Here is a 12443-nt window from a genome sequence, read left to right as displayed (position 1 = left end):
CCCTCCCACCGTGCGTTGCCTACATGCCGAGTGCCTTGCGCACCTCCCCCTCCAGCACCCCCTCGCGGATCTCCGCCAGGTCGTAGCGGACGCGGGTCATGGGCTTGGTGACCTTGAGGATGCGGGTGAGGTCGATGGGGGTGCCGCTCATCACCACGTCGCAGGGCGTGGCCTCGATGGTGGCTTCCAGGTCCTTCACCTGCTGGTCCCCGTAGCCCATGGCGGGCAGGATGCCCTGGGCGTTGGGGTACTTGCGGTAGGTGGCGGCGATGGAGGCCACGGCGTAGGGCGTGGGATCCACGATCTCGTGGGCGCCCACGGCCTTGGCCGCCACCACGCCGGCGCCGTAGGTCATGGAGCCGTGGGTCAGCGTCGGCCCGTCCTCGATGACGAGGGCGCGCCGCCCCTTCACCAGCTCCGGCTTGTCGCAGGTGACGGGGCTGTGGGCGCGGATGACGCGGGCCTTCGGGTTCACCCGGACGGCGTTGTCCTCGATGGCCTTGATGTCGGCCTCCTTGGCGCTGTCGCACTTGTTGATCACGATGATGTCGGCCATGCGGAAGTTGGCCTCCCCCGGGTGGTAGGCCATCTCGTGGCCGCTGCGCAGGGGGTCGGCGATGCAGAGGTGGAGGTCGCTCTTGTAGAAGGGCAGGTCGTTGTTGCCGCCGTCCCAGAGGATGACGTCGGCCTCCTTTTCCGCGCTGCGGATGATCTGCTCGTAGTCCACGCCGGCGTAGACGATGAAGCCATTGTCGATGTGGGGCTCGTACTCTTCGCGCTCCTCGATGGTGCATTCGTGCTTGTCCAGGTCGCCGTAGTCCGCGAAGCGCTGGCAGGCCTGCTTGGCCAGGTCGCCGTAGGGCATGGGGTGGCGGATGGCCACGACCTTCTTGCCGAGCTTCTTGAGAATGTTGCTGATGTAGCGGGTGGTCTGGCTCTTGCCTGCGCCCGTGCGCACGGCAGTGATGCCGATGACGGGCTTCGTGGACTTGATCATGGTCTTGTCTGCGCCCAGCAGCTCGAAGTCGCAGCCGTGGGCGATGCAGAGGCTCGCCAGGTGCATGACCGTGGCGTGGGGCACGTCCGAGTAGGAGAAGACGGCCACATCCACCTTCTCGCGGTGGATGAGGTCCACCAGCTCCGATTCGTCGAGGATGGGGATGCCCTCGGGATAGAGCTTCCCGGCGAGCACGGCCGGGTAACGGCGGCCCTCGATGCCCGGGATCTGGGTGGCGGTGAAGGCCACCACCTGGTACGCGGGGTTGTCCCGGTACACGGTGTTGAAGTTGTGGAAGTCGCGCCCGGCGGCTCCCAGGATCACCACGCGTCGGATCGGCATGGTCCTATGCCTTTCGGTCCAGCGATGCGCCGACACGCTCGGGGGTGGCAGTCCTGGCGGCACCGCGACGGAAGGAGGATAGCCGTCCCGGGCAGGTCTTGAGAATGGGGAAGTGGCTTGAATCACACCGCACGGGAAGGTCTATGCTTCTTCCATGCCCATTCCAGCCTCCCTCTCGGCCTTCTTCCGCCGGTGGCGCCGGTTGATCCTGGTCCTGGCCGGGGTCTACGCGCTGTGGATCCTGGTGGGCTTCTTCCTGATTCCTGCTCTGGCGAAGCCCCGCATCGAGCGGGCGGCCACCCAGGCCCTTAAGCGGCCCACCACGGTGGCCCGGCTGCGCTTCAACCCCTTCACCTTCGGGGTCACCGTCGAAGGCCTGCGGGTGGCCGAGCGGAGCGGCGGCGACTGGATCACCCTTCGGCGCGCCTACGTGAACCCCTACGTCTGGCGGCTCCTGCGTCACACGGTGGGGTTCGCGATCATCGAGGTCGACGGCCTCACCGTCCGAACCGTCCTGGACCCCGAGGGACGCCTCAACTTCCAGGATCTGCTTGAGGAGGAGGCGCCAGCACCGGCTGCGCCGGAGGCTCCGCCCTCCAAGTGGATCCTGGACGTCCGGCGCTTCCAGATGCGGGAGGGGCGCCTTGAGTTCACGGACCGCTCGGCTTCGGCCCCCTTTCACACCGTGCTGGGGCCCGTGGCCTTCCGCCTGGACAACCTGCGCACCGAGGTCGGCCACCGCAGTGGCGTGGCCCTGGAGGCCTGGACCGAGGCCAAAGAGCACCTGAGCTGGAAGGGCGACCTCAGCCTCCAGCCCTTCGCCTCCAAGGGCTCGGTGCTGCTGGAGAACCTGTCGCTGCCCAAGTACCGGCCCTACGAGCAGGAGCAGGTCTCCAGCGAGATCCGCAGCGGCGTGGGCAACCTGCGGGCCCAGTACCGCTTCGAGTGGTCCAAGGGCCGCCATGTGGTGGAACTGTCCGGGATCGAGCTGGACGTGAAGGAGCTGAAGATCGCCGAGCGCGGCGTGGCCGACCCCGCCATCGAGCTGCCGTCGGTGGCGGTTCGCGACGGCCGGGCGGACCTGCTGGCGCCCTCCGTGGACCTGGGCTCGGTGGCCGCGGAGCAGGGCGTGCTGCGCGTCCAGGCCGCCAAGGACGGCAGCCTCAACGTGGTGCGCCTGCTGGCCCCGCCCAAGCCCAAGGAGAAGAAGAAGGACGAGAAGCCGCTCCAGCTCCTGATCCGCGACCTGGCCCTGAAGGGCTTCCGGGTGGGCTGGGAGGACCTGGGACCCGCGCGACCCGTGAAGGTGGAGGCCACGGACGTGGCCCTGGGCTGGAAGGACCTTAGCCTGGATCCCAAGGCCGACAGCCCCATGTCTCTGGACCTGAGGCTCGGCACGGGTTCCCTCCGCGTGGACGGCCGGGTGGCCCCGCTCAAGCCCTCGGGCGACCTGAAGGTGAAGGCCGAGGGGCTGGAGCTGGCGCCCTGGGATCCCTACTTGGACACCACCCTGGACCTGCGCATCGCCTCGGGGAAGCTGGGGGCCGACGGTCGTGTGCGCTTCGCCTTCGAAGGTCGCAAGACCGATGGCGTCACCTACCGGGGCGCCGCCTCGGTGCAGGCCCTGGAGGCCCGGGACGCGGCCCTGAACGAGCCCTTCGTGCGCTGGAAGTCCTTGCGCCTGACGGGTGCGGATATCCGCACCGCGCCCATGTCCGTGGCCGTCCAGGCCGTGGACTGGACCGAGCCCGAGGGCCGGCTCGTGATGCAGCCTGACGGCAGCACGAATGTGGCCCGGGCTCTGCGCCTGGCCCCGGAGGGCAAGCCCCCGGCGGTCACCGCCGCGGTAGTGCCCGCCACGCCCGCCGCCGCGCCGGACCTGGGCATCGAGAAACTCGCCATCACCGGCGGTCGCCTCAGCTTCATCGACCGCTCCGTGCAGCCCAATGCGGCCCTAGTGCTCAGCGATCTGGAAGGCAGCTACCTGGGCCTCTCCGGCCGCCCCGACGCGGTGTCCAAGGTGGACTTCAAGGGGCGGGCCGGCGGTCTGGCGCCCATCACCATCACGGGCCACGCCATGCCCCTGCGCCACGACCTGGACACGGATGTGGCCCTGAAGATCCAGGGCGCCGACCTCACGGACTTCACGCCCTACACCGGCAAGTACCTGGGCTACACCGTGCAGAAGGGCAAGCTGGAGGTGGACGCCCGCCTGCGCATCGACCACCGGAACCTGAAGTCCGAGAACGCCGTGAAGCTCGACCAGTTCTACCTGGGCGACAAGGTGCCGAGCCCCGAAGCCACGGGCCTGCCCGTGAAGCTGGGCCTGGCGATCCTCCGCGACCGCAAGGGCGTCATCGCTTTCGACATGCCCATCGAGGGCAACCTCGACGATCCGGATGTGAAGTACGGAAAGCTGGTGTGGAAGGCCATCTTCAACCTGCTGGGGAAGATCGCCGCCTCCCCCTTCACGCTGATCGGCAAGCTCTTCGGCGGCGATGCCGGCGACCTCAGCAGTGTGGCTTTCGCGCCCGGTTCCAGCGCCCTGGACGCCGCGGCCACGGCCAAGCTCCAGGGGCTGGCGAAGGCCCTCCAGGAACGGCCCGAACTGCGCCTCGACGCAGAAGGCGCAGCGGACGAGGGCCAGGATGGCGGCGCCCTGCGCAAGGCTTCGCTGGAAGCCCTGCTGCGCCGCACCCGCGCACGGGGACTCAAGGCGGAAGAGGCTCCCGTGCCGCCCGCCGAGCGGGAGCGCTGGCTCAAGGCCGCCTTTGATGCCGCCTTCCCCGCGCCCCAGCCCGCCAAGGGCGAGAAGCCCGCCCCGCCTCCGCCCCCGGCGGAGATGGAGCAGCGCCTGCTGGGCGCCCAGAAGGTGGATCCCGCCGATCTGGCCCAGCTGGCGGACGCCCGCGCCAAGGGCGTGCTCGCCTGGCTGCTGGACACGGGCAAGGCCGATCCGGCCCGGATCTTCCAGGTCCGCACCGGCCAGGTCAAGGGCGCCGTCGTGGCCTTCACCCTGAAGTAGGCGGCCTACTCGGGTACGGCTTCCTCCCGGCGGGCTTCGGGCGAGGCCCCCGTGAGGGCGAGGCCGATGCCTCCCAGGGTGAGGGCGGCCGCGAGGAACCACGGCGCTCCGGGCACTTCGCCGAGCCAGGCGGCGCCGGCGGCGGCCGTGAGGGGCGGCACGGCGAGCTGGGCCACCGCGGCCCGGATGGCTCCCAGCCGGGGCACGACGGTGTACCAGAGGGCGTAGGTGGCGCCGGAGGCCAGGGTGCCCGAGGCCAGGGCGAGCAGCGCCCCCGTCGGAGTGAGGTGCCGGTTCCCCGCCAGGAGGAGGGGGCCCAGCGCCAGGGCGGTGGCTCCCAGGAACGCGGCGGCCGTGTCCACCAGGGCCCGGGAGGATCCCCGTCCCAGCCAGGTGTAGGCACCCCAGGCGGCGCCCGCGACCAGCATCAGCAGGGCCGCCCAGGCCTGGGGCCGATGCGCGGAGGGGAGGGTGAGCACCAGCAGTCCGGCGAAGGCCAGCGCCGCCCCGGTCCCCTTCCTCGGCGTCAGCTGCTCCCCGCTGGCGAGCGCCAGTCCGAACAGCGTGGCCTGGACCGCCCCGAAGAGCAGGAGAGCGCCCGTTCCGGCGGTCAGGGCCCGGTAGGCGAAGGAGAAGGTCAGCGCGTAGGCCGCCAGCGCCAGGGCCCGTCCCGGGTGGAGCGCACCGGTGAGGGTGCTCCTGCCCCGGTGCAGGAGCAGCAGGAGGGCCAGGGCGCCTCCGCCCAGGCGGAGGAAGGAGAAGCTCGCGGCATCGGCCAAGTCGCTCCCCAGGGCCGCCCGGCAGAGGAGGGAGTTGGCGGAGAATCCCGCCAGGACCAGGATCAGGGCGGCAGGCAGGGGCCAGGAGGAGGGTCGGCGCCATGGCATGCCCGCAAGTATGCGCAGCCTGGGGCGCCCGCCAAGGGGAGTTTCCTGTGCGGACATGGATGGTCGCGCAGGGAGGGCTACTGAATGCTGGGGGCCGACCGCTCCCGGAGGCCCCGCACGCCGCTGAACATCGCCTGGATGCGGGGGAGGTCCGTCTCCAGGTCACCGGTGGGCCTGAACACGGGCATCAACCGGATCACATGGTCGCCGAAGTCGAACCCCACGGGCCAGATGGGCACGCCGGACGCCGTCGCGATCCAGTAGAAGCCCGACCGCCACTGGCTCACGCCCTTGCGGGTGCCCTCCGGGGCCAGGGCCAGCAGGCGGGCGGGGACGCCCTCAAAGGCCTTCACGCAGGCGTCCACCACGCCATGGCTCACCTGGCGGTTCACGGGGATGCCGCCCAGCCAGAGGAAGAAGCGCCGGAGAGGCGTCTGGAAGAGGGAGTGCTTGCCCAGCCAGGACACCTTCAGCTCCAGGGCGAACACCACGGCGACGCCCACCACGAAATCCCAGTTCGAGGTGTGGGGGGCCACGATGGTGACGAACTTGGGCTCCTCCGGGAACGTCCCCTCGATGCGCCAGCCGCCCAGGCGCAGGTAGGCCCGCCCGAGGGCCCGCCACAGCCAGCCCCGGGGCTGGCGGAGGGCGGGGGGAAGGGACGGGTAATCCTTGGGTTGGGGCAAAGGGATCCTCGCGAAGCGGAGCGCGGCATGGAAAGGATGGGCCCCACAGATTAACCGGGCCCGGCCATTCCGCCTCTGCGTACGCGCCGCGGGCGCCTTCCGGCGCCCGCTTCGTGCGTCCCCTGCCGGACTACTTGGCGGAAGCGTAGGCCTTGAGGCCGTCGAAGGTCTGCCTGGCTCGGGCCTCTGGCCCTCGGGGCTGCGCCCCCGCCATCGGCTGCGCCGATGCGGCCCTATCCTCCCTTCGCTGTGCTTCGGTCGGATGGTGACTCGGGGCTCCGCCCCTCGCCCTCCGGGCGGCAATCGCCTGCGGCGATTCCGTCCGATCCTCCCTTCGCTGTGCTTCGGTCGGATGGTCATGGCCCTTGGCCATTCCGCCTCTGCGTACGCGCCGCGGGCGCCTTCCGGCGCCCGCTTCGTGCGTTCCCTGCCGGACTACTTGGCGGAAGCGTAGGCCTTGAGGCCGTCGAAGGTCGGCTTCATGGCCTTCTCGCCCTTGTGCCAGTTGGCGGGGCAGACTTCGCCGTGCTCCTCGGTGAAGTCGATGGCGTCCAGGAGTCGGAGAACCTCCTCCACGCTGCGGCCCAGGTCGTTGTGGTTCACGGTGATGTGCTTGAGGATGCCCTCCTTGTTCACGATGAACAGGCCGCGCAGGGCGATGCCGGCGGGCAGGAGGACGTTGTAGTCCTGGGCGATGGTCTTGTTCAGGTCGGACACCAGGGGGAAAGTCACGCCCTGGATGCCGCCTTCCTTGCGGGGGGTGTTGACCCAGGCGTGGTGGCTGAACTTGGAGTCCACGCTGACGCCGATGACCTGGGTGTTGCGGGCCTCGAACTCCTTGAGGGCGTCGGCGAAGGCCAGGATCTCGGTGGGGCAGACGAAGGTGAAGTCGAGGGGGTAGAAGAAGAGGACGACCTTCTTGCCCTTGTAGTCGGACAGCGAGATCTGCTTGAACTCGCCGTTGACCAGGGCGTCGGCCTTGAAATCGGGTGCGGGCTGGGTGACGAACGCGGCCATGAAGCCTCCAGAAGGGGTCTTGCCCCGGGTTTCGTTGGGAATAATCAGGCTAGGGCCAGCCCCCCCAGGGTTCAAGAAAAAATCTGACTAAATCGGTAAAGTATATCGAACCCATGGGTCAACTGAGGCACGCAGATGCAGAAGTCACAGGGCTTCCATGCTACCCTGCGGGGTTCCGGCCCCCCCAAGGACCCCCATGCAGCCCATTCAGCCCATCCACCTTTCCGTGTTCTCCGAGACCGCCCGCCTCCGGCAGGTGGTGGTCCACAACCCCGGGCCCGAGGTGGACCTGATGGTGCCGGGGATGATGGAGAAGCTCCTCTTCGACGACATCCTCTACGGCGACCTGGCCCGTCAGGAGCATGCCCAGTTCCGGCAGGTGTTGGCCCGGGTGGCCGATGAGGTGCTGGACATCCAGGACCTCTTCATCGCGGCCCTCCAGGACGAGGGGGTGAAGCTGGCGTTCGTCGAGGATCTGCGGCGCCTGGTGGGGCTGCCGGACGACACCTGCAACCTCCTGCGGGACATGACCCCGGCGGACGTGGCCCGCAGCGTCATCGGCGGCCTGCCCTGGGACGACATGCCGGCCCACACCCACTGGGAGGAGGAGTTCGACTACCGGGTGCGGCCCATCCCGAACCTGCTGTTCATGCGCGACCCGGCCTCGGTCATCGGCGACGGCTACAGCGTGAACTCCATGGCCACCTGGGCCCGGGAGCGCGAACCCCTCATCCTCAGCTATGTCTTCCGGCACCACCCGCGGCTCCGGCATCACACGGAGCACGACAAGTGGTTCGACCAGGTGACGCCCCTCATCCGTGGCGAGATCAAGGCGCCCGTGAGCCTGGAGGGTGGCGACATCCTCGTGCTCAGCCGCAAAGTGCTGGTCGTGGGCTGCTCCGAGCGCACCCAGGCGGACGCCATCCAGCTCCTGGCCGAGAGCCTTCGCGACCATCGCGCCGAGGACGACAGCAGCTTCGACCACCTGCTCATGGTGCTCATGCCCAAGAAGCGCAGCGCCATGCACCTGGACACCATCTTCACCCGCACCAGCGAGGGCGAGTGCCTGCTCTACCCGCCCTATTTCGTGGAGGGCAGCCGGGAGCTGCTGAACGTCACCAGCATCGACCTGCGGCATCCCGAGCTGCGCATGAGCACCCACCCGAGCCTGCTGAAGGCCCTGAAGGGCGTGGGCATCGACCTGAGGCCCATCTTCTGCGGCGGGAACGACTTCATCCTCCAGCAGCGGGAGCAGTGGACCGACGGCGCCAACGCCTTCTGCCTGGCGCCGGGCGTCATCACCAGCTATGGCCGCAACCTGGCCACCGCCGAGGCGCTCGACCGGGCCGGCTACCAGGTGCTGAACGCGAAGGCGGTCCTGTCGGATCCCTCCCTGGACCTGCTGGACGGAGGTAAATACCTGGTCCAGATCGAGGCCAGCGAGCTGAGCCGCGCCCGCGGCGGGCCGCGCTGCATGACTATGCCCCTGGCCCGGGAGGGCGCATGAGCACTAGCCCGGGAGGGCGCATGAGCCCTGACTCGGGAGGGGGCATGAGCGCCGGCCGCCACCCGGCCCTGGCCCGCTTCGACCGGGCCCTGGCCGGAGGCGCGGCCCCCGAGGTGTGGATCCGCTTCCCCCGCCAGCTGGGCGATGTGGTGATGACGCTGCCCTTCCTGCGCACCCTCCAGCACCACTGGAACGCCGTGGCGGCGGAGCGGGGCGTGCAGCTCCGCTGGATCGCCGTGGGCCACCACATTGGCGCGGCCCTGCTCTCCGAGGCCGATCCCGCCTTCATCGCCGAGGCCCACATCGAGGGCGGCGGGGCGGCCAAGCCCGATCCCTGGGCCCTGGTCCGCGGCTGGCGGAAGCGTCCGCCCGCGGCCTTCCTGAACCTCTCCCAGAGCGCCCGCCTGCCCTTCGCCGCCTGGCTGAGCCGGGTGCCGCTCCGGGCCGGCATCGCCGACAACCACCTGCGCCTGCTGTACCACCGCAGCATCCGCTACCGGAACCTGCCCCTCCACATCGCCACCCGCATCCAGCCCCTGCTCGAAGCCCTCACGGGCGACGGCCGGGCCCTCTGGCTGCCCCTGACACCGGCCCTGCTGGGCGGCCACCAGGGGCCGGACAAGCTGCGGGCCGAGGGCTGGGGCGGAGAGCCCTACGTCACCCTGGCCTTCGGCACCCGCGGCTTCGGCAAGCGCTGGTTCCCCGAGGATCGCACCTGGCCCGAGCTGATGCGCCTGCTCCAGGGGCAGGGGTTCCGTCCGGTGCTGCTGGGCGGGCCCGACGAGGTGCCCCTGGGCGAGGCCCTGGCGGGCGCCGTCCCCGGGTCCCTGAACCTGGCCGGGAAGACCACCCTTCCCGAAGCCTGCGCCATCCAGGCCGCGGCCCAGGGCAACGTGGCCATCGACACGGGCCTGGCCCACACGGCCGCCGCCACCGGCCGACCCACGGTCACGCTCTTCGGGCCCAGCCCCGAAGTCTGGGTGAACCCCATCGGGCCCCGCGCCCTGCCCCTGCGGGGGCCGGATGTGGACTGTGATCCGGCGACTCCCGACGGCTTCCCCACCCACGGCTCCAGCGCCCACCGGATCTCCCCGGCGAGAGTATTGGAAGTGTTGGAAATGCTGATGAAGGAATCCTGAGCGAGGTTCCTGCTAGACTGGATTTCCGCGCCTCGTCACCCGAGGCGCCCCTTTTTTTAGGGCCGACTTGACCCCCACCCCCCCGCAGACCCCCCAACCCAAGCTCAGGCATCGCCTGGAGTACGGGCTGTTCCGGCTGCTGGACGGGATCCTCGGCCGCCTGCCCATGACCACCGTCCAGACCCTGGGCGAGGGGGCGGGCAGGCTGTTCTACCTGGTGGACCCCCGGCACCGCCGCATCGTCCGGGAGAACCTGCGGTTCGCGGATCTCGACCTGTCCGAGGCCGAGACCCGGGCCCTCTCCCTAGCCTGCTTCCGGCACTTCGGGGGCCTCTTCGTGAGCCTCCTCCGCTTGCGCCACGCCACCCCGGAAGAGCTCGATCGCTGGATCAAGGTCGAGGGATTGGAGCATTTCGATGCCGTCCAGGCCGCGGGCAAGGGCTTCATCCAGCTCACGGGCCACTACGGCAACTGGGAGGCCGTCGCCCTGGCCCAGAGCCGCCTGGGCCGTACCATTGACGCCATCGGGCGGGAGCTGGACAACCCTCTGCTGGAGCCCATCTCCTTGGGCTTCCGCACCCGGTTCGGCAACCGGGTGATCCTCAAGGACGGCGCCATGCGCGACACCCTGAAAGCCCTGAAGGCGGGGCGGGGCGTGGGCTTCCTCCTCGACCAGGACGCCCTCACCAGCGGCGTGTTCGTCCGCTTCCTGGGCCAGTGGGCCTCCACCTTCTCTACCGCCGGCAGCCTGGCCGCCCGCTACGACCTGCCGGTCCTCCCGGTCTTCAGCTGGCCCAACCCCGATGGCACCACCACGGTGCGCTTCGAGCCCGCCTTCCACGTGCCCGTCACCGGGGACGCGGCCCGGGATGCCTGGGTGGCCACCCAGCTCATGACCGCCCGCATCGAGGCCCAGATCCGCAAGGATCCCCGCTGGTGGTTCTGGATGCATCGCCGCTTCAAGACCCGGCCGGGGGAGGGCCATCCCCTCCCGGCTCCGCTTCCGCCCCGGGAGTGGGTAGAATCGATCCAACCACCCCCTGCGTGACCGGGCCCCTTCGGCCCGCCATTTTTTTGACCCCCTTTACCAGGACACCCCCCATGCCCAAGCACGTGCTTGCGAAGCTCGAACAGGAACTCAAGACCGTCAAGCAGGCCCTCCTGGTGGACATCCCCCAGGAGATCGCCCGGGCCGCCGGCCAGGGCGACCTGTCCGAGAACGCCGAATACGAACAGGCCCTCGCCAAGCGGGACATGTTCCAGAACAAGCTGGTGACGCTGGAGAAGCGCATCTCCGAGGTGGCCAGCCTGGACATCAGCCGTCTGCCCAAGACCCGGGCCGCCTACGGGTCCAAAGTCACGATCCTGGACCTGGATTCCGAGGAGGAGTTCACCTTCAAGCTGGTGCTTCCTGAGGAACTCGACGGCCATCCCCAGCATCTCAGCATCAGTTCCCCCATCGGCATGGCGCTGGTGGGCCAGGAGGAGGGCAACGAGGTGCGGGTCCAGATCCCGGCGGGCGTCCGGCGTTTCGAGATCCTGGAACTGAAGACCATTCACGATGTAGCCTAGGTCCGGCGAGGTCCCGCCATGAACAAGTACAAGCGCGAGCAGAAATGCTCCTTCTGCGGCAAGGAGCCCCACGAGGTGGAGCAGCTCCTCGCGGGACCGGAGGCGTTCATCTGCAACGAGTGCCTGGAGGCGGGCCAGCTCCAGCTGCGGATGAGCCGCCAGGGCAAGCCCCTGGGCAAGCCCGATGCCCGGCTCAGCCGCCCCAAGGAGATCAAGGCCTTCCTGGACGACTACGTCATCGGGCAGGAGTCCGCCAAGAAGCGCCTGAGCGTGGCGGTCTACAACCACTACAAGCGCATCGTCACCCCCCGGAAGGCCCTGGGCGGCCCCGAGGTCGAGCTGTCCAAGAGCAACATCCTGCTGCTGGGTCCCACGGGCACGGGCAAGACCCTGCTGGCCCAGACCCTGGCCCGCTTCCTGGATGTCCCCCTGGCCATGGCCGATGCCACCACGCTGACGGAAGCCGGCTACGTGGGCGAGGACGTGGAGAACATCCTCACCAAGCTGCTGCAGGCCGCCAACTACGACGTGGAGCGGGCCCAGCGCGGCATCGTCTTCATCGACGAGATCGACAAGGTGGGCCGCAAGAGCGAGAACCCGAGCATCACCCGCGACGTCAGCGGCGAGGGCGTGCAGCAGGCCCTGCTGAAGCTGGTGGAGGGCACGGTCGCCAACGTCCCCCCGCAGGGCGGACGCAAGCACCCCCACCAGGAGTTCATCCAGCTGGACACCAGCAACATCCTGTTCATCTGCGGCGGCGCCTTCGTGGGCATCGAGGACATCATCAAGCAGCGCATCCGGGCCAAGGCCGTGGGCTTCGGCTCCACGCCCTCGTCGAAGGAGGACAAGGAGAACTTGCTGCGCCTGGTGGAGCCCGAGGACATCATCAAGTTCGGCCTCATCCCCGAGCTGGTGGGCCGTCTGCCCGTCGTGGCGGGCCTCTCGCCCCTGGACCGCGAGGCCCTGGTGGCCATCCTCACCCAGCCCAAGAACGCCATCACCAAGCAGTTCGTGAAGCTCTTCGACATGGATGACGTGGACCTGAGCTTCGAGGAGGGCGCCATCGACGCCATCGCCGAGCAGGCCCTCACCCGCAAGCTGGGCGCCCGGGGCCTCCGCAGCCTCGTGGAGCAGATCCTGCTGGAGCCCATGTACGAGCTGCCTTCGGACAAGCGCACCTCGCGCGAGTCCCTGCGCATCACCCGGCAGAAGGTGGAAGAGGTGCTGGGCCTGCCTTCCCAGCCCATCTCCGCGGCGGGTTGAAGAAGGGA

At 69.4% G+C, this 12443-nt stretch carries 10 protein-coding genes; 6 read left to right on the top strand and 4 right to left on the bottom strand.

Going from position 1 to position 12443, the window contains the following annotated elements; genetic code table 11:
* Window positions 1-19 precede the first annotated feature (19 nt).
* Window positions 20-1339 carry a cyclic 2,3-diphosphoglycerate synthase gene (locus ML539_RS14320; RefSeq protein ID WP_243324965.1) on the bottom strand — a complete coding sequence of 440 codons (1320 nt, stop codon included), beginning with the start codon at window positions 1337-1339 and terminating at the stop codon, window positions 20-22.
* A gap of 154 nt (window positions 1340-1493) precedes the next feature.
* On the opposite strand from ML539_RS14320, the gene ML539_RS14315 reads away from it, so the two are divergent.
* Entirely contained in the window at window positions 1494-4364 is a 2871-nt protein-coding gene (locus tag ML539_RS14315) for a DUF748 domain-containing protein (RefSeq protein WP_243324964.1), read from the top strand.
* A gap of 5 nt (window positions 4365-4369) precedes the next feature.
* On the opposite strand, the gene ML539_RS14310 is transcribed toward ML539_RS14315, so the two are convergent.
* The 3 genes from ML539_RS14310 to ML539_RS14300 form a co-directional block, all read right to left on the bottom strand.
* The gene (locus ML539_RS14310) at window positions 4370-5251 is read right to left on the bottom strand and encodes a DMT family transporter (protein WP_243324963.1); all 882 of its coding nucleotides are present in this window, start codon (window positions 5249-5251) and stop codon (window positions 4370-4372) included.
* Window positions 5252-5328: 77 nt separating this feature from the next.
* Window positions 5329-5937, bottom strand: coding sequence for a 1-acyl-sn-glycerol-3-phosphate acyltransferase (locus ML539_RS14305; RefSeq protein ID WP_243324962.1), 609 nt, complete (start codon window positions 5935-5937; stop codon window positions 5329-5331).
* Window positions 5938-6372: 435 nt separating this feature from the next.
* On the bottom strand, window positions 6373-6954 hold the full coding sequence (locus ML539_RS14300; RefSeq protein ID WP_026852219.1) for a peroxiredoxin: 582 nt from the start codon (window positions 6952-6954) through the stop codon (window positions 6373-6375).
* Between the two features lie 196 nt (window positions 6955-7150).
* Between ML539_RS14300 and ML539_RS14295 the strand changes: the two genes are divergently transcribed.
* The 5 genes from ML539_RS14295 to clpX all read left to right on the top strand — a co-directional run bounded on the left by ML539_RS14295 (window position 7151) and on the right by clpX (window position 12435).
* Window positions 7151-8461 carry an arginine deiminase family protein gene (locus ML539_RS14295; RefSeq protein WP_243324961.1) on the top strand — a complete coding sequence of 437 codons (1311 nt, stop codon included), beginning with the start codon at window positions 7151-7153 and terminating at the stop codon, window positions 8459-8461.
* Window positions 8462-8481: 20 nt separating this feature from the next.
* Entirely contained in the window at window positions 8482-9600 is a 1119-nt protein-coding gene (locus tag ML539_RS14290) for a glycosyltransferase family 9 protein (RefSeq protein ID WP_243324960.1), read from the top strand.
* Window positions 9601-9667: 67 nt separating this feature from the next.
* On the top strand, window positions 9668-10648 hold the full coding sequence (locus tag ML539_RS14285; protein WP_243324959.1) for a lysophospholipid acyltransferase family protein: 981 nt from the start codon (window positions 9668-9670) through the stop codon (window positions 10646-10648).
* A gap of 53 nt (window positions 10649-10701) precedes the next feature.
* Window positions 10702-11172, top strand: coding sequence for a GreA/GreB family elongation factor (locus tag ML539_RS14280; protein WP_243294830.1), 471 nt, complete (start codon window positions 10702-10704; stop codon window positions 11170-11172).
* 18 nt (window positions 11173-11190) lie between these two features.
* Window positions 11191-12435, top strand: a complete 1245-nt coding sequence (clpX, locus tag ML539_RS14275; protein ID WP_026852223.1) for an ATP-dependent Clp protease ATP-binding subunit ClpX — start codon at window positions 11191-11193, stop codon at window positions 12433-12435.
* The last annotated feature ends 8 nt before the right edge of the window (window positions 12436-12443 follow it).

The organism is Geothrix sp. SG200, assembly GCF_022808935.1.
Classification (GTDB): domain Bacteria; phylum Acidobacteriota; class Holophagae; order Holophagales; family Holophagaceae; genus Geothrix; species Geothrix alkalitolerans.
Note: the sequence above shows the minus strand (reverse complement) of the source record. Positions and strands in the feature narration are given on the sequence as shown.

Coding starts and splice junctions, on each gene's coding strand:
- ML539_RS14280 (WP_243294830.1), top strand. CDS start 10,702: ATGCCCAAGCACGTGCTTGCGAAGCTCGAACAGGAACTCAAGACCGTC.
- ML539_RS14295 (WP_243324961.1), top strand. CDS start 7,151: ATGCAGCCCATTCAGCCCATCCACCTTTCCGTGTTCTCCGAGACCGCC.
- ML539_RS14290 (WP_243324960.1), top strand. CDS start 8,482: ATGAGCCCTGACTCGGGAGGGGGCATGAGCGCCGGCCGCCACCCGGCC.
- ML539_RS14300 (WP_026852219.1), bottom strand. CDS start 6,954: ATGGCCGCGTTCGTCACCCAGCCCGCACCCGATTTCAAGGCCGACGCC.
- ML539_RS14320 (WP_243324965.1), bottom strand. CDS start 1,339: ATGCCGATCCGACGCGTGGTGATCCTGGGAGCCGCCGGGCGCGACTTC.
- ML539_RS14315 (WP_243324964.1), top strand. CDS start 1,494: ATGCCCATTCCAGCCTCCCTCTCGGCCTTCTTCCGCCGGTGGCGCCGG.
- clpX (WP_026852223.1), top strand. CDS start 11,191: ATGAACAAGTACAAGCGCGAGCAGAAATGCTCCTTCTGCGGCAAGGAG.
- ML539_RS14310 (WP_243324963.1), bottom strand. CDS start 5,251: ATGCCATGGCGCCGACCCTCCTCCTGGCCCCTGCCTGCCGCCCTGATC.